Source organism: Pseudolysinimonas sp. (assembly GCF_057350545.1).
Map to the genome: position 1 here is coordinate 32,127 of NZ_JBMRCP010000050.1, position 15,107 is coordinate 47,233.

16 protein-coding genes are annotated in these 15,107 nt (G+C 72.4%); 12 read left to right on the plus strand and 4 right to left on the minus strand.

Translation table 11 applies throughout. The features are described from left to right. Positions 1 to 61: 61 nt before the first annotated feature. Positions 62 to 1,018, plus strand: coding sequence for an NADP-dependent oxidoreductase (locus ACO1X9_RS07270; protein ID WP_486350155.1), 957 nt, complete (start codon positions 62 to 64; stop codon positions 1,016 to 1,018). 64 nt (positions 1,019 to 1,082) lie between these two features. Here ACO1X9_RS07270 and gabT read toward each other — a convergent pair whose 3' ends face one another. Next, positions 1,083 to 2,423, minus strand: a complete 1,341-nt coding sequence (gene gabT, locus ACO1X9_RS07275) for a 4-aminobutyrate--2-oxoglutarate transaminase (protein ID WP_486350156.1) — start codon at positions 2,421 to 2,423, stop codon at positions 1,083 to 1,085. A gap of 53 nt (positions 2,424 to 2,476) precedes the next feature. On the opposite strand from gabT, the gene ACO1X9_RS07280 reads away from it, so the two are divergent. Next, the gene (locus ACO1X9_RS07280; RefSeq protein ID WP_486350157.1) at positions 2,477 to 2,947 is read left to right on the plus strand and encodes an OsmC family protein; all 471 of its coding nucleotides are present in this window, start codon (positions 2,477 to 2,479) and stop codon (positions 2,945 to 2,947) included. 3 nt (positions 2,948 to 2,950) lie between these two features. Here the strand turns inward: ACO1X9_RS07280 and ACO1X9_RS07285 are convergent, their stop codons facing one another. Further along, positions 2,951 to 4,027: a hypothetical protein gene (locus tag ACO1X9_RS07285; protein ID WP_486350158.1), complete on the minus strand. Its 1,077-nt coding sequence runs from the start codon at positions 4,025 to 4,027 to the stop codon at positions 2,951 to 2,953. 50 nt (positions 4,028 to 4,077) lie between these two features. Here ACO1X9_RS07285 and ACO1X9_RS07290 point away from each other — a divergent pair, with 50 nt between their 5' ends. The 5 genes from ACO1X9_RS07290 to ACO1X9_RS07310 are packed head-to-tail and all read left to right on the plus strand — an operon-like array spanning position 4,078 to position 8,499. Next, complete coding sequence (locus ACO1X9_RS07290; RefSeq protein WP_486350159.1) at positions 4,078 to 5,043, plus strand: FKBP-type peptidyl-prolyl cis-trans isomerase; 966 nt, start codon at positions 4,078 to 4,080, stop codon at positions 5,041 to 5,043. A 24-nt stretch (positions 5,044 to 5,067) separates the two neighbouring features. Further along, positions 5,068 to 6,012, plus strand: a complete 945-nt coding sequence (locus tag ACO1X9_RS07295; RefSeq protein WP_486350160.1) for an FKBP-type peptidyl-prolyl cis-trans isomerase — start codon at positions 5,068 to 5,070, stop codon at positions 6,010 to 6,012. Positions 6,013 to 6,014: 2 nt separating this feature from the next. Next, positions 6,015 to 7,100, plus strand: a complete 1,086-nt coding sequence (dxr, locus tag ACO1X9_RS07300) for a 1-deoxy-D-xylulose-5-phosphate reductoisomerase (protein ID WP_486350161.1) — start codon at positions 6,015 to 6,017, stop codon at positions 7,098 to 7,100. Further along, a complete protein-coding gene (locus tag ACO1X9_RS07305; RefSeq protein ID WP_486350162.1) occupies positions 7,097 to 8,116 on the plus strand; it encodes a DUF2330 domain-containing protein in 1,020 nt (339 codons plus the stop codon). Before dxr ends, ACO1X9_RS07305 begins: the two co-directional genes overlap by 4 nt. Beyond that, positions 8,113 to 8,499 carry a VOC family protein gene (locus ACO1X9_RS07310; protein ID WP_486350163.1) on the plus strand — a complete coding sequence of 129 codons (387 nt, stop codon included), beginning with the start codon at positions 8,113 to 8,115 and terminating at the stop codon, positions 8,497 to 8,499. The genes ACO1X9_RS07305 and ACO1X9_RS07310 overlap by 4 nt, the downstream gene beginning before the upstream one ends. Positions 8,500 to 8,504: 5 nt before the next feature. Here the strand turns inward: ACO1X9_RS07310 and ACO1X9_RS07315 are convergent, their stop codons facing one another. Beyond that, entirely contained in the window at positions 8,505 to 9,731 is a 1,227-nt protein-coding gene (locus ACO1X9_RS07315; RefSeq protein WP_486350164.1) for a serine/threonine-protein kinase, read from the minus strand. Positions 9,732 to 9,848: 117 nt separating this feature from the next. Between ACO1X9_RS07315 and ACO1X9_RS07320 the strand changes: the two genes are divergently transcribed. Then, positions 9,849 to 11,180, plus strand: a complete 1,332-nt coding sequence (locus ACO1X9_RS07320; RefSeq protein ID WP_486350165.1) for a M50 family metallopeptidase — start codon at positions 9,849 to 9,851, stop codon at positions 11,178 to 11,180. A gap of 4 nt (positions 11,181 to 11,184) precedes the next feature. Here the strand turns inward: ACO1X9_RS07320 and ACO1X9_RS07325 are convergent, their stop codons facing one another. Then, on the minus strand, positions 11,185 to 12,099 hold the full coding sequence (locus ACO1X9_RS07325) for a LysR family transcriptional regulator (protein ID WP_486350166.1): 915 nt from the start codon (positions 12,097 to 12,099) through the stop codon (positions 11,185 to 11,187). Positions 12,100 to 12,161: 62 nt separating this feature from the next. Here ACO1X9_RS07325 and ACO1X9_RS07330 point away from each other — a divergent pair, with 62 nt between their 5' ends. The 4 genes from ACO1X9_RS07330 to ACO1X9_RS07345 form a co-directional block, all read left to right on the plus strand. Then, positions 12,162 to 12,914: a 3-hydroxybutyrate dehydrogenase gene (locus ACO1X9_RS07330; protein ID WP_486350167.1), complete on the plus strand. Its 753-nt coding sequence runs from the start codon at positions 12,162 to 12,164 to the stop codon at positions 12,912 to 12,914. Next, on the plus strand, positions 12,911 to 13,744 hold the full coding sequence (locus ACO1X9_RS07335) for an alpha/beta hydrolase (RefSeq protein WP_486350168.1): 834 nt from the start codon (positions 12,911 to 12,913) through the stop codon (positions 13,742 to 13,744). Before ACO1X9_RS07330 ends, ACO1X9_RS07335 begins: the two co-directional genes overlap by 4 nt. 14 nt (positions 13,745 to 13,758) lie before the next feature. Further along, the gene (locus ACO1X9_RS07340; RefSeq protein ID WP_486350169.1) at positions 13,759 to 14,823 is read left to right on the plus strand and encodes an alpha/beta fold hydrolase; all 1,065 of its coding nucleotides are present in this window, start codon (positions 13,759 to 13,761) and stop codon (positions 14,821 to 14,823) included. 37 nt (positions 14,824 to 14,860) lie between these two features. After that, a partial coding sequence (locus ACO1X9_RS07345) for a flavodoxin-dependent (E)-4-hydroxy-3-methylbut-2-enyl-diphosphate synthase (protein ID WP_486350170.1) occupies positions 14,861 to 15,107 on the plus strand: 247 nt, incomplete at its 3' end.

The window sequence follows — 15,107 nt, forward strand, 5'->3', positions numbered from 1 at the left end:
CTGACCGGGGCTCTGAGGGCATCTCCCAGCATCTCCCGTGCCGTTCGGGTTGAATCACAGCATGGTGCGTGCAGTCGCGGCGACCGCCTACGGCGGAACCGAGGTCATCTCCGTGATCGACGTGGAGTCGCGTGCGCCCGGACCCGGCGAGGTGACGATCGCGGTGCGCGCTGCGGCACTCAACCGCTGGGACGCGAAGCAGGCCGAGGGCGCCGCGGGCTCCGACCCCGCGAAGCTCCCCGTCCGGCTCGGCAGCGAGGCGGCGGGCGTCGTCACGGCTGTCGGTGAGGAGGCCGTCGGGCTCGAGGGCGAGCCGCTGGCGGTCGGCGACGAGGTCTTCGGCACCAAGCTGCGCGGCGCGCAGGCGTCGGAACTCACCGTGAAGGCGAGCCTGCTGCTCCGCAAGCCGGCGGGAGCGTCGTTCGCCGAGGCGTCGGGCCTGCTCGCCAACGGCACGACGGCGGTGCACGCCCTCGAGTCCGTCGCGGTCGGTGAGGGCGAGACGCTGCTGCTGCACAGTGCGAGCGGGGCGGTCGGCTGGCTCGTCGCGCAACTCGCCCTCCTCCGCGGCGCGCGCGTGATCGGCACGGCATCCGAGCGCAACCACGACGGGCTCCGCGCGCTCGGTGTCGAGCCGGTGGTCTACGGCGCGGGGTTGCTCGATCGGGTGCGCGCCCTCGCGCCCGGCGGGGTGGATGCCGCAATCGACACCGTGGGCACCGACGAAGCCGTCGCCGTCTCGCTCGACCTGCTCGCCGATCCCGCGCGCCTCGTCACGATCGCGAACGCGCAGTTCGACACGGTACTCGCCGCGGGTGGGAAGGCGATCGGCGGGGGAGCGGGCGCCGATCCGGGCACCGCGATCCGGGATGCCGCCCGGCTCACTCTCGCCGAACTGCTCGCGACCGACCGCATCCACGTCGACGTCGCGCGCAGCTACCCCCTCGAGGACGCCCGTGCCGCCTACGAGCAGCTCGTGACGGGCCACGCCGGCGGCAAGGTCGTGCTCGAGCCGTAGGGTTTTGTCGGGTTAGTTGCACATTGCTGCGTCGTCCGGAGGCATTGTGCACTTAACCGTGCAGTCACACGGCGGCGAAGCACTCCTCGAGCACCGTGAGGGCGTCGGCGAGCTGCGCGTCGGTGATGGCGAGGCTCGGCAGGAAGCGCAGCACGTTGCCGTAGGTGCCCGCGGTGAGCACGAGCAGGCCCTGTTGCGCCGCGGCGGCGGCGACGGCGTTCACGATGTCGGCGCGCGGCGCGTGCGTGTCGGGGTCGGCCAGCTCGATGGCGATCATCGCGCCGATGCCGCGCACCTCGGCGATGACCGGGTGCTTCGCCTGGAGCGCCTCGAGTCCCGGACGCAGCACGCGCTCGATGCGGTCGGCCTCGGCGAGGAGTCCGTCCTGCTCGATACGTTCGAACACGGCCACGGCCGCCGCGCACGCGACGGGGTTGCCGCCGAACGTGCCGCCGAGTCCGCCGGGCTGGGCGGCATCCATGATCTCGGCGCGTCCCGTGACGCCGGCGAGCGGAAGACCGCCCGCGATGCCCTTCGCCGAGAGCACCATGTCGGGCACGAGCCCGAAGTGCTCGGAGGCGAAGTAGCGGCCGGTGCGCGCCATGCCCGACTGGATCTCGTCGGCGATGAACACGATGCCGTTCGCGGTGCACCACTCCTGCAGCGCCGGGAGGTACCCGGAGGCCGGCACGACGAAGCCGCCCTCGCCCTGGATGGGCTCGACGACGAGGCACGCGAGGTCGGCCGCGCCGACGGTCTTCTCCAGGTAGGAGATCGTGCGGGCCGCGGCGTCGGCGCCGGACAGCCCGTCGTGCAGAGGGTACGAGTTCGGGGCCCGGTAGACGTCACCGGCGAACGGACCGAAGCCCACCGAGTACGGCATGGCCTTGAAGTTCATCGCCATCGTGAGGTTCGTGCGGCCGTGGTACGCGTGCTCGAGCACCGCGATGCCCGACCGGCCGGTGTACTTGCGCGCGATCTTGACGCCGTTCTCGACGGCCTCGGCCCCCGAGTTCACGAGCACCGTCTTCTTCGCGTGCGTGCCGGGGGTGTGCTCGGCCAGCAGCTCCGCGACCCGGACGTACTCCTCGTAGGGGGTGATCGTGAAGAGCGTGTGGATGACGTCGCCCAGCTGCTCGCGAGCGGCGGCGACCACGGCGTCGTCGGTGTGTCCGATCGTCGTCACGCCGATGCCCGCACCGAGGTCGAGGAAGGCGTTGCCGTCGACATCCACGAGGATCGCGCCGTGCGCCTTCTCGATGAAGACCGGGAGGGCGGAGGAGACGCCGTCCGAGACGACCGCCCGTCGCCGCTCCTGCAGTTCCACGGAGCGGGGGCCCGGGATCGCGGTGACCACCCTGCGTTCCGTGGGAACTACCGTGGTGGGGGCGAGCGTGTCGGTCATGCACCGATTCTAGAACCGCACCGACCCATCCCACCGTGTGAGGAGCCCCGCCCATGAACGCCGATCACCGCTTCGTGGCCTCCCTCGTCTGGACGGGCGACCGCGGCTCCGGAACGTCGGCGACGCGCGCCTACGGGCGCGACCACGTCGTCTCGGTGCCGGGCAAGCCCGATCTGCAGGCGTCGGCGGCGCGCGTGTTCCACGGCGACGCCGACCGTTGGAACCCCGAGGAGCAGCTCATCGCCGCCCTGGCCGGCTGCCACCTCATGAGCTACCTCTACGTCGCCGTCGCGAACGGGATCGTCGTGACGGCGTACGAGGATGCCGCGGAGGGCACGCTCACGACGACCCCGGACGGCGCGGGCCGCTTCACCGAGGTGGTGCTGCGTCCCGTGGTGACGATCCGGGCGGGCGACCCGGAGCTCGCGCAGTCGTTGCACGCCGAGGCGAACCGGTTGTGTTTCATCGCGTCGAGCGTGAACTTCCCGGTGCGTCACGAGCCCACCACGCGGGTCGCGGGCTGACGATCAGGAGCTGACGGTCTCCGGGTCGGCGGTCGGATCGAGGGCGCTGTACAACTCGGCGTAGTCGGCATCGAGGGCGGTGAGCTGGGCGACGAGGTCGTTGTAGTGCGCGACCTGGGCGTTGATCGCGGCCACCTCGGCATCGAGCGCGTCGCCCCGGGCGACGAGGGCCCCGCGTTCGCGGTCGAACTGCGCCTGGGAGGTGAACGACCCGTTCTCCGCCCGCGTGTTGAACGACGCGACGTCGGCGGCGTACTGCGCGGAGGCGGACTCGTAGGCGACGATGCGGGTGTCGATCGCCGGCCCGAGCGCGTCGACCTCGACGACGAGAGCGTCGATCTGGTCTTGCAGCGCGCGGAAGGCGGCGTTCGCCTGCACGTGGAGTTCGACGACGAGCGCGCGGTCGTCGAACCAGCGCGCGTAGTGCTCCTCGAGCCCCGAGGGGAGTTCGGCGAACTCGGTGCCGAGCCGCGAGTGCCATTCGTCGGCGAGCTGCTCGGGGGCGTAGAGCGCGAGGTCCTGATAGATCGGGTCGTCGTCGGCGATCGTCGCGATGTACTCGGTGACGAGCGCGTCGACGAGCTCCCGCTCCTCATCGCTCAACCGCTCGTAGGCGGCGTGCAGCATCTCGTGCGCCGCGGTGACCTCGACGGTGCCGGCGAGGCGCTCGTCCGTCACGTCGTAGACGTAGATCGTGCCCGCGGCGTAGCAGCCGAGCACCGCGCCGCCCTCGAGCGCGCAGTGCTCGTTGAAGACGTCGCTGTCCTCGACGGAGGGCCGCGACGCGCGGTAGACGAGCTCGCCCTCGCGGCTCATGCCCGTCGTCTGCGCGATCGCCGCGACCTCGTCGGAGACGGGTTGCGACCACGCGACGTAGGTGTCGTGCAGGTACTGGGTGTCGGCGGGGGTCCAGGTCGCGATCGGGACCGCGACGGCCACCGCGGTCGCGAGCGCCGACAGCCCGACGAACACCGGCCAGACCCGTCGTCGGCGAGGCGGCACGGGTGCCGGCGCCCCCTCCTCGGAGGCGAGCGGCAGGGCGGCCGACGGCGGCAGCCCGGGCGGCACGCTGAATCCCATACCGGCAGCCTACGGCTGCGCCGCGCACCGGTCGGGGAGGATGGATCATCGTGCTCCGACTCCTCGCCGCCCCGTCCGCTGCGGTGCTCGCCGTGCTCGCGCTCGCCGGGTGCGCCGTCACCCCGCCGACCCTCGAGACCCCCGCTCCGACCGACGCGGCCGAGGTCTGCGCGAGCGCCGGCCCGGCGTCCGAGGCCGTGAGCGTGAGCGGCGCACTCGGCGCGTCGCCGGTGGTCTCCGCCGAGGGCCCGTTCTCGGTCGATCGGGTCGAGCGCACCGTGCTGCTCGAGGGCGCCGGAGAGACCGCGCAGCAGGGCGACCTCGTCGAGGTGACGATCACGATGCTCAACGCGACGAGCGGTGACCAGGGTCCCGGCACGGCGAACGCCCGCGTGCTGCTGCAGGAAGGTGCCGCACTGCCGGGGCTGCTCTCGACGATCCGCTGCACCCCGGCGGGCAGCCGCGTCGTGGGCGTCGTGCCGTCGGAGGAGGCCTACGGCACCGCCGGTCAGCCCGAACTCTCGATCGGCCCGGGCGACGACGTCGTGTTCGTCGTGGATGTGCTCGCGATCCTTCCGCTCCAGGCGGCGGGTACCCCGTCCGAGCTCCCGGCCGGCTTCCCCGAACTACGGCTCCGGTTCGCTCCCGACGGCCGCCCCACGGTCGGCATCCCCGACGTCGACCCGCCGTCGACGCTGCAGTCGGCGGTCGTGCTCGAGGGCGAGGGCGCGGTCGTCGTCGCGGGCGACGAGATCCTCCTGCAGCTGCAGGCCGTCAACTGGCGCACCGGGGAGGTGTTCGACGAGACCTGGGGCGACTCTCCCCGGTCTCTCCTCACGGTGCTCCCCGGGGTGGACGCGTCGCTCCTCGGGCGCACCGTGGGCTCGCGCGTCGTCATCGTCGTCCCTCCCGCCGACGGATTCGGCTCCACAGGCTCTCCCAGTTCCGGCGTCTCGGGGACGGATACGGTGGTCTACGTGGTCGACATCCTCGCCACGACATCCGCGCCGGCCTGAGTCGGCGGTCGACAAGGAATCCCCGTGCGCCGAAATCTTCTCGTCCTGCCCCTCGTCCTCGCGTCAGCGCTCGTGCTCGCGGGCTGTGCGGGGGCGCCCGAGCCCGACCCGACCGACTCGGGCCAGGACCCGGTCGCCGAGACCGCGGTGTGCGAGACGCCCACGGGCGGTGCCGTCGAGAGCGTCGACGTCGCAGGCGACTTCGGTTCCGAGCCGGAGGTGACCTTCACGGGGCCGCTCGCCGTCGACGAGACGGAGCGCGCCATCCTCATCGACGCGGGCGAGTCCGAGCCCGGCGCGCTCATCCAGATCGCCTACGCCTTCTACAACGGCGCAACCGGTGAGCGCATCGACGCCTTCGGCTGGGCCGAGGGTGAGACGGCCGAGTATCTCCGCGCGAGCGTCGACTTCGTCAACCCGGGCTTCGCCAAGACCCTCGGCTGCCTCGCCGTCGGCAGCCGCGTGGTGAGCGTGATCCCCGCCGACGAGGGCTTCGGCGAGGCGGGTTCGCAGTTCGGGCTCGGCGCCGACGACTCGATCGTGTGGGTCGTGGATGTCGTGGGCGACGCCGCCTGGACGACCGGCCTGCCGGAGGTCGGGGGCACGGAGGATGCGCCGACCGTCACGCTGCCGGCGACCGACCCCGTGTCCGACCTCCGGATCGCCGTGCTCGAGGAGGGTGACGGCGCCGTGGTCGGACCGGCCGACGAGGTCACCGTGAACTACCTCGGCACCGCCTGGGAGACGGGCGAGATCTTCGACGAGAGCTACAGCAAGACGCCGGCGACCTTCTCGGTGCAGGGTGTCGTGCAGGGCTTCTCGCAGGCGCTGATCGGGCAGAAGGTGGGGTCGCGGGTGATCGTGACGATGCCGCCCGCGCTCGGCTACGGCGCACAGGAGGGCCACCCGCTCCAGCCGTACACGCTCGTCTTCCTCATCGACATCGTCGAGACGTCGTCGGCCGGCTGACGGTGAGCGCCCCGCGTCGCGTCATCGTGCTCGGGTCGACCGGTTCGATCGGCACCCAGGCTCTCGAGGTCATCGCTGCGAATCCGGATCGGTTCGAGCTCGTCGGTCTCGCCGCGGGGTCGGATCGGCTGACGCTCGAGTCGCAGGCGGCAGCGACCGGTGTCACGCGCTGGGCGCTCGGCGCCGACGAGGCCGTGCAGCTCGTGCGCGACACGCCGGCCGACGTCGTGCTCAACGGCATCACCGGCTCGGTGGGGCTCGGCCCGACGCTCGCGGCGCTCGAGGCGGGGGCGACGCTCGCGCTCGCGAACAAGGAGAGCCTCATCGTCGGCGGCGACCTCGTGAAGGCCGCCGCCGCTCCCGGGCAGATCGTGCCCGTGGATTCGGAGCATTCGGCGCTCGCGCAGGCGCTCCGCTCCGGCACCCCGGGGGAGGTGCGGCGGCTCGTCGTGACGGCATCCGGGGGGCCGTTCCGCGGCCGCACGCGGGCAGAGCTCGCCGACGTCACCCCGAGCGAGGCGCTCGCGCATCCCACCTGGGACATGGGCCTCATGGTCACCACCAACTCGGCGACGCTCGTGAACAAGGGACTCGAGGTCATCGAGGCCCACCTGCTCTTCGACGTGCCCTACGAGCGCATCGAGGTCGTGGTGCATCCGCAGTCGATCGTGCACTCGATGGTCGAGTTCACCGACGGCTCGACGATCGCCCAGGCCTCGCCGCCCGACATGCGGCTGCCGATCGCCCTCGGGCTCGGCTGGCCGGATCGAGTGCCCGACGTCGGCACTCCGATCGACTGGACGCGCGCGCAGTCCTGGACCTTCGAGCCGCTCGACGATACGGCGTTCCCCGCGGTCGCCCTCGCGAAGCGCGTCGGCACGGCCGGGGCGACCTACCCCGCGGTGTTCAACGCGGCGAACGAGCAGGCCGTCGCGGCGTTCCACGCGGGCAGGATCGGCTACCTCGCGATCGTCGACACCGTGGAGCGCGTCGTCGACGCACATGAGCCCGACGAGCTCACGCTCGAGGGCGTGCTCGACGCGGAGCTCTGGGCACGACGCACCGCGGATGCCATGCTGGCGGGGTGACCGCCCGGCTCCGTCGTCTGCTGGTCGCCACGCTCGTGGCGCTCGGGCTCGTCATCGCGCCCGTGGCACCGGCTGCCGCGTGCGCCTGCGGCGCTGCTGCCCCGCCCTCCGGGTCCGAGGTGTCGGTGGGCCAGGAGCACGCGATCGTCACCTGGAGGGACGGCGTGCAGCAGCTCGACCTCCTGCTGGGGGTGCTGAGCGCCGGCACCGAGACGGGGCTCGTCTTCCCGACGCCGTCGCCCGCGACCGTCTCGCTCGGCGACCTCGGCGACTTCGAGGCGCTCGACCGCGTGACGACCCCGCGTCGCGTCGAGGAGCCCGACTGGTGGACGTTCCACGGGCTCGGCGACGGTGCGACCGCCGGAGCGCCGCCCGAGGTGCTCGACCGCGTGCAGCTCGGCCCGATCGAGGCGGTGGCGCTCGCCGCCTCGGACACCGCGGGGCTCGAGACCTGGCTCGCCGAGAACTCCTACGACCTGTCGCCCGAGGTGACGCCGCTGCTGCAGGGCTATGTCGAGCGCGGCTGGTTCTTCGTGGCGCTCAAGCTGACGGGTGATGCGCCGCTCGACGGCGACCTCGACCCGCTGCGCTTCCGGTTCGAGACCGTGGAGCCCGTGTATCCACTCGAGCTCTCGCGCGCCGCGACCTCGCCCCAGACGGTGCGGCTCTATGTCTTCGACGACCACCGGCAGCGCGTCTCGTTCGTCGGCTCGGGGGCCGAGCCCGACTCGTCGTTCACCTCGTGGGCGGCGCCCGTGTCCGGCTCCGAGGTGGATCGGTTCGGCGCGTATCTCACGGTGTTCGAGCTCTACTTCTCCGAGCCGTCCTCCCAGATCCTCGGCGACCTCGAGTTCCGCGACGCGCTGAGCGATGAGACCACCGGCACCGAGTACCACGTGAGCGTCCCCGTCGGCGTGTTCGGCATCCCGGTGGGCTGGATCCTGATCGGCTTCCTCGTGGTCTCGGGCCTCGCGATCGTGACCGTGATCGGCATCGTGGGGGCCAAGCGCTCATGAGCCGTCGCGAGCTCTTCCCGATCCTGGCCTGCCGCGACCTCGCGGCCACGACCGGGTTCTACGAGAACGTGCTCGGAGGCACGCCGGCCTATCGCTTCCCGGAGGAGGGCGACGCCGTCTACCTCACGCTGCAGGTCGGCGACTCGACACTCGGTCTCGCCGACGGCACCGGCGTGAGCGCCTACGGCGAGTCGGCCTTTCCGACGAGCGGGCATCCCGTCGACCTGTGCGTCTACGTCGACGACCTGGATGCCGTGCTGGCCGCCGCGCCGGACCACGGGGGAGCGACGGTCGCGCCGGCCGCCGACATGCCGTGGGGCGAGCGCGTCGGGTGGATCCGCGACCCGGAGGGTGTGCACATCCTCGCGATCCAGGGCGACTGACGCGCTCAGTCGTCTTTCGGCCCGTTGCCGTTGCCGTTGTCGCCCGGGTTCCCGTTGCCGTTGCCCGGCCCGTTCCCCGGTCCGTTCCCCGGCCCGGGATCGTCGGGACCGCTGTCGTCCGGCGGGACATCCTCGACGGGCGCGATCGACGGGCGCGTCTTGAGCTCGGGGCCGGTCGTGCCGGTTCCCGAGAGCAGTGACCCGATGCCGGCCGCTCCGACGAGGACCCCCGCCAGCCCGAGTGCCGACGCGATGATCGCGGCGCGAGGGATCCGGCGACGAGGCTTCTTCGGGCCCCGCCGCGCCTCGGCCTCCCGAACGCGCTGGGTCGCGACGTGCACGGCTTCGGTCGGCACGAGCGCTTCGGTCGGCACGAGCGCTTCGGTCGGCGCGAGCGCCTCGGTCGGCACGTCTGCGGCGGCGCGCAGCACGCGGGTCGGCGCGGGCGCGGCGAGCAACTCGGCGACCTCGGCGGCGTCGGGGCGGTCGTGCGCCTCGAGGGCGGTCATGCGCGCGAGGAGGGGCGCTTCCGCCGCGAGCTCAGGGTCTGCGAGTCGTGGTCCGGCGAGCAGCCGCGCCGCGACGGACTCCGGCGTCGATCCGGGGAACGCGGGGCGACCCGTGAGGCATTCGATGAGCACGAGTCCGAGCGAGTAGACGTCGGACGCGGGGCCGATGTCCTGGCCGCGCGCCTGCTCGGGGCTGAGATACCACGCGGAACCCACCACCGTTCCGGCCGTCGTGTGGCGGGGGTCGCCGAGCGACTGCGCGATCCCGAAGTCGAGCAGCCGGGCCGCCACCTCGCCGTCCAGCGGGAGCAGGAGGTTGGCGGGCTTGACGTCGCGGTGCACGATGCCTTCCGCGTGCGCTCGGGCGAGGCCGGCCGCAGCCGCGGCGGCGATGCGTCGCGCGCGATCGCCGTCGAGCGGGCCGCGCGTCAGGGTCGCGGCGAGCGTCGGCCCCTCGACGTACTCGAGCACCAGGTAGGGGGGATCCGCCTCCAGGCGCGCGTCGAAGATGGCGACGATCGCGGGATGCCGCAGGGTCGCGAGCGCGCGGGCCTCGAGGCGGCGGCGGCCCGGGTCGCTGAGCTCGGAGGTCGGACCGAACACCTTGATCGCGACCGCGCGCTCCAGTTCGCGGTCGTGCGCACGGTAGACGGTCGCCGTGCCGCCGGAGCCCAGGAGGGCCCGGAGCTCGTAGCGATCGTCCAGGAGGTCGCCGATGTCCATCCCGCCATCGTCGCGCGGGGTGCTCCGAGAACGCGGGGGCTTGCGCGGCGGGCATCCAGCATCCTCACAGGGCTGCGCTCGGCATCCGTGCGGTCCGCCTGCCGTACTGTGACCTCCGTGGAGTCGGTCCTGCTGTACATACTCGGCGTCGTCATCGTGCTCGTCGGGCTCGTCGTCTCGATCGGTCTGCACGAGATCGGCCATCTCGTCCCCGCGAAGCTCTTCGGCGTGCGGGTCGGCCAGTACATGATCGGCTTCGGCAAGACCGTGTTCTCGCGCCGGAGGGGCGAGACCGAGTACGGGCTCAAGCTCATCCCGCTCGGCGGCTACATCTCGATGGCCGGGATGTTCCCGCCGGCACGCACCGGCGGCAAGCCGCGCACGGCATCCACCGGCTTCTTCGACACGCTCGTGCAGGACGCCCGCACGGCCGCGCACGAGGGCATCCCGGCGGGTCAGGAGGATCGGGTCTTCTACAAGCTGCCGGTGCCGAAGCGCATCGTCATCATGCTCGGCGGGCCGTTCATGAACCTCGTGCTCGCGTTCGTGTTCTTCGGCATCGTGCTCGTCGGTTTCGGCATCCCTCAGGTGTCGACGACGATCGCCGCCGTCAACGAGTGCGTCGTCGCCGCCGACAGCGGGCGCGACGAGTGCAGCCCGAGCGATCCCGCGGCACCCGCCGCCGAGGCGGGCATCCTGCCGGGCGACACGATCGTCGAGATCGACGGTCAGGACGTCGTCGACTACCGCACGGTGTCGTCGGTCATCACCGCGTCCGCCGGCGAGGCGGTGCCGATCACGGTGCTGCGTGACGGCGAGCGGGTCGACCTCGAGGTCACGCCCCTGCTCACGCCGCGCCCCGTCGTCGACGCCGACGGGGAGTACGTGCTCGACGGCGACCAGTTCGTCTACCGCGACGTCGGCTTCATCGGCATCGAGTACGCCTTCCAGAACGTGCAGCAGCCCGTCACGGCGGTCCCGGCCTATGTGTGGGACAGCGCCCAGCGGATCGGTTACTCGATCGCGACGCTCCCGGTGCGCGTCTGGGAGCTCGGGCAGTCGACGTTCGGCGGGCAGGAGCGCGACCCCGAGGGGATCGTGGGCGTCGTCGGCATCGGGCGGCTCGCCGGCGAGATCACGAGCCTCGAGACGCTGCCCGTGGCCGACCGGGCGGCGAGCCTGCTCGGACTGCTCGGCGGGCTCAACCTCGCGCTCTTCCTCTTCAACCTCGTGCCGCTCCTGCCGCTCGACGGCGGGCACGTCGCGGGCGCGCTCTTCGAGGCCGTCAGGCGGGGGATCGCGAAGCTGTTCAAGCGCCCCGACCCGGGTCCGGTGGATGTCGCGCGGCTGCTGCCCGTCACGATGGCGGTGTCCGGCGTCCTCGCACTGCTCACGGTGTTCGTGATCTTCGCGGACATCGTCAATCCGATCCAGTTCTTCGAGCGCTGACGCCCTACCGGCTGACCTCGCCCAGCAGCTGCGGTCGAACGGCGTCGAGCCGCGCGCGCAGCGCCTCCAGGTAGGCCGAGACGACGGGCAGCCGGTACACCTCGAGCGGGGCGACGAGCCAGTAGGGCAGGCGTGGACGTACGTCGTCGCGCAGCACCCGCACGAGGTCGGGCTCCCGGTCGGCGAGGAACGACGGCAGCAGCCCGAAGCCCGCCCCGGCACGCGTGGCCTCGACGTGGACGAAGACGTTCGTGCTCGAGACCGCGTCGACCATGCCGGGGAGCGCGACGCGCGCCTCGTCGAGCACGTCGACCTGCAGCATCGACTCGATGAAGTACACGAGCGGCTTCCCGGTGAGGTCGTCGACGTCGCGCGGCTCGCCGTGCTCCGCGAGCAGCTCGCGCGTCGCGTACACGCCGAGCTCGTAGTCCGCGAGCCGCACCGCGTGCGCGCGGCGCACCTCGGGTCGTCCGACGACGACCTCGAGATCGACGCCCGACCGGTGCACGGCGGCTTGGCGGGTCTGCGCGACGACCTGGAGGGAGACGCCCGGATGCCGCTTCCGCAGTTCCGCCATGGCCGGCGCGGCGACGAAGCCGCTGAATCCGTCGGTCGCCGAGAGCCGGATCGCGCCCGTGAGCTCCCCGCCGCCCGCGTCGAGGGCTCCGACGGCGGCTTCGACGCCCTCGCCCGCGGCCGCGGCACGCTCGCCGAGCGGCGTGAGGCGCCATCCGTCGCTCCCGCGCACGAGCACCCTGCCGCGGAGCGCGACTTCGAGAGCCTCGACCCGCCGGGCGACGGTCGTATGAGTGACTCCGAGTTGGCGGCCCGCCGTCGCGAAGCGTCCCGTGCGGGCGACGGCGAGCAGCACGAGCAGGTCGTCGGCGGCGAGGCCGGAGGTCGAGAACTGCGCAGTCATGTGTGCAGAATCGCACATCTCGACCGCTCGTGTGCGCGACATTGCTGCAATAGCGTTCACTCGTGACCGATGACGGCCTCCGCGGTAGGCGCGCACTGATCACCGGTGCCGCGAGCGGCATCGGCGAGGCCGTCGCCCGCGAGCTCTCGCGCCGCGGGGCGCACGTCGTGATCGCCGACCTCGATGCGGATGCCGCCGCACGCGTCGCGGACGAGCTCGGCGGCGAGACCTGGGCCGTCGACCTCTCCGACCTCGATGCGCTCGCGACCATCGACCTGCGCGCCGACATCGTGGTCAACAACGCGGGCATCCAGACCGTCAGCCCGATCGAGGACTTCGAGCCCGCGCGTTTCCGGCTGATGATCGACCTCATGCTCACGGCCCCGTTCCTGCTCACGCGCGCCGTGCTGCCCGGGATGTACGCGAACGGGTGGGGTCGCATCGTCAACATCTCGAGCGTGCACGGACTGCGTGCGAGCCCCTACAAGTCGGCGTACGTGGCGGCGAAGCACGGTCTCGAGGGACTCTCGAAGGTCACGGCACTCGAGGGTGCCCCTCACGGCGTCACGAGCAACTGCGTCAACCCGGGCTACGTGCGCACCCCGCTCGTCGAGAAGCAGATCGCCGATCAGGCGCGCGTGCACGGCATCCCCGAGTCGGAGGTCGTCGAGAAGGTCCTGCTCACCGAGAGCGCGATCAAACGACTGCTCGAGCCCGCCGAGGTCGCCGACCTCGTCGCCTGGCTGTGCGGGCCGACGGCCGGCATGGTGACGGGCGCGTCGTACGTCATGGACGGCGGCTGGTCGGCCCGATGAGTGCGCTCCACGTGCACGAGTACGGCCCGGTCGACGGGATGCCGCTGCTCGCGATCCACGGGATCACCTCGTCGTCGCGGGTGTGGGCGCCCCTCGCCCGGGCCCTCCCCGAGCGCCGCATCCTCGCCCCCGACCTGCGGGGTCGCGGACGCAGCCGCGACCTGGCACCCTCGACCGGGCTGCGCCATCACGCCGACGACCTCGCCGCGCTGCTCGACGAGCGCGCCCTCGGGCCCGTTCCGGTCGTCGGCCACTCGATGGGCGCGTTCGTCGCGGTCGCCCTGGCCGCCGCCCGGCCCGACCTCGTGGCGTCGCTCCTGCTCGTCGACGGCGGCTACCCGCTCACGCGCCCGCCCGGCGTCTCCGACGACGACCTGGCCGGTACCGTGCTCGGCCCGATCGCCGAGCGGCTCGCGCGCGAGTTCCCGTCGCGCGAGGCGTACCGCGACTTCTGGCGGCAGCATCCCGCGTTCGGCGGCGAGGTGAGCGCCGATCTCGCGGCGTACGCCGACTACGACCTCGTGGGAGAGCCGCCGCACCTGCGCACCTCCAGCACGCTCGAGGCGATCGCGGCCGACTCGCTCGACCTCTACGGCTCCGAGTGGCACCTGGCCGCCCTCGCGGGCTTGAGCATCCCCGCCCCGCTGCTGCGCGCGCCGCGGGGGCTGCTCGACGAGCCGGGCGGTCTCTACCCGGACCTGCCCCGACATCCGCCGCTCGCGCCGACGATGACGGTGACCGACGTCGACGACGTCAACCACTACACGATCCTGCTCACCGATCGCGGCGCCGGCGCCGTCGCCGATGCCGTCCGTTCCACCCTCAGCTGAAGGAGACACCCGCCATGACACTCACCCTGCTTCCGGGCATCGTCGCCCACACGGTCGAGACGCCGCGCCTGACGGCGAACGTGCTCGAGCGGCCCGCGACGGGCGAGGCGGCCCGCACCGTCGTCTTCGTGCACGGCAACGTCTCGTCGTCGCACTTCTACCAGCCGACGATGCTCGCGCTGCCGTCGGACGTGCGGGCGCTCGCGATCGACCTGCGGGGCTTCGGCGACTCGCAGACCCTGCCCGTCGATGCGACCCGCGGGCTGCGCGACTTCTCGGACGACGTGCTGAGCGTGCTCGACGCGCTCGGCCTCGACGCCGTGCACCTGGTCGGCTGGAGCATGGGAGGCGGCGTCGTGACGCAGCTGCTGCTCGACGCACCCCAGCGGGTGCTGAGCCTCACGCTCGAGGCGCCGGTGTCGCCGTACGGCTTCGGCGGCACCCACGGGCCCGACGGGGCGCGCAACGACGCCGACGGGGCGGGCACGGGCGGCGGGGGAGCGAATCCCGACTTCGTCGCGCGCCTCGAGGCGGGGGATGCCGACAGCGTCGAGCAGACCTCGCCGCGCGGTGTGTTCCGTGCCGCGTACACCGCGAAGCCCGAGGCCCAGGCCGAGCTCGAGGACCTCTGGGTGGCGTCGATGCTCTCGACGAAGACCGGCGTCGACAACTATCCCGGCGACCTCGCGGCGTCCGACAACTGGCCGGGCTTCGCCGCGGGCACGAAGGGCGTGCTCAACACCATGGCGCCGCAGCACCACGACGTCTCGGGGATCGTCGACCTCCCCGCGAAGCCGCCGATCCTGTGGATCCACGGCGACAAGGACGCGATCGTCTCGGACGCGTCGTTCTTCGACCTCAACATGCTCGGCCAGGTCGGGGTCATCCCGGGTTGGCCCGGCGCCGAGGTCGCGCCGCCGCAGCCGATGAAGGCGCAGACGCGCGCGGTGCTCGACCGCTACGCCGCGAACGGCGGCACCTATCGCGAGGTCGCCCTCCCCGAGGCCGGGCACGCGCCGCACCTCGACGAGGCCGACGTCTTCGTGGCGGAACTCGTGCGGCAGATCTCGGGCGACTGAGCCGGTGGGCGGCGGGTACGCGACCTAAGCTGGACTCGTGCCCGCCGTCAACATCGGGATGCCCAAAGCGGCTCCGGAGACCCTCGCCCCCCGTCGGACGTCGCGGCAGATCAAGGTGGGCAAGGTGCTCGTCGGCGGCGACGCCCCCGTGAGCGTCCAGTCGATGACGACGACGCCCACCACGAACATCAACGCGACGCTCCAGCAGATCGCCGAGCTCACCGCGTCGGGCTGCGACATCGTCCGCGTCGCGGTGCCGTCGCAGGACGACCCCGACGTGCTGC

Bases quoted from the DNA above. Each gene is read 5' to 3' on its own strand.
- gabT (WP_486350156.1), bottom strand. From the start codon at position 2,423: ATGACCGACACGCTCGCCCCCACCACGGTAGTTCCCACGGAACGCAGG.
- ACO1X9_RS07310 (WP_486350163.1), top strand. From the start codon at position 8,113: ATGAGCCGTCGCGAGCTCTTCCCGATCCTGGCCTGCCGCGACCTCGCG.
- ACO1X9_RS07335 (WP_486350168.1), top strand. From the start codon at position 12,911: ATGAGTGCGCTCCACGTGCACGAGTACGGCCCGGTCGACGGGATGCCG.
- ACO1X9_RS07315 (WP_486350164.1), bottom strand. From the start codon at position 9,731: ATGGACATCGGCGACCTCCTGGACGATCGCTACGAGCTCCGGGCCCTC.
- ACO1X9_RS07285 (WP_486350158.1), bottom strand. From the start codon at position 4,027: ATGGGATTCAGCGTGCCGCCCGGGCTGCCGCCGTCGGCCGCCCTGCCG.
- ACO1X9_RS07270 (WP_486350155.1), top strand. From the start codon at position 62: ATGGTGCGTGCAGTCGCGGCGACCGCCTACGGCGGAACCGAGGTCATC.
- ACO1X9_RS07340 (WP_486350169.1), top strand. From the start codon at position 13,759: ATGACACTCACCCTGCTTCCGGGCATCGTCGCCCACACGGTCGAGACG.
- ACO1X9_RS07280 (WP_486350157.1), top strand. From the start codon at position 2,477: ATGAACGCCGATCACCGCTTCGTGGCCTCCCTCGTCTGGACGGGCGAC.
- ACO1X9_RS07325 (WP_486350166.1), bottom strand. From the start codon at position 12,099: ATGACTGCGCAGTTCTCGACCTCCGGCCTCGCCGCCGACGACCTGCTC.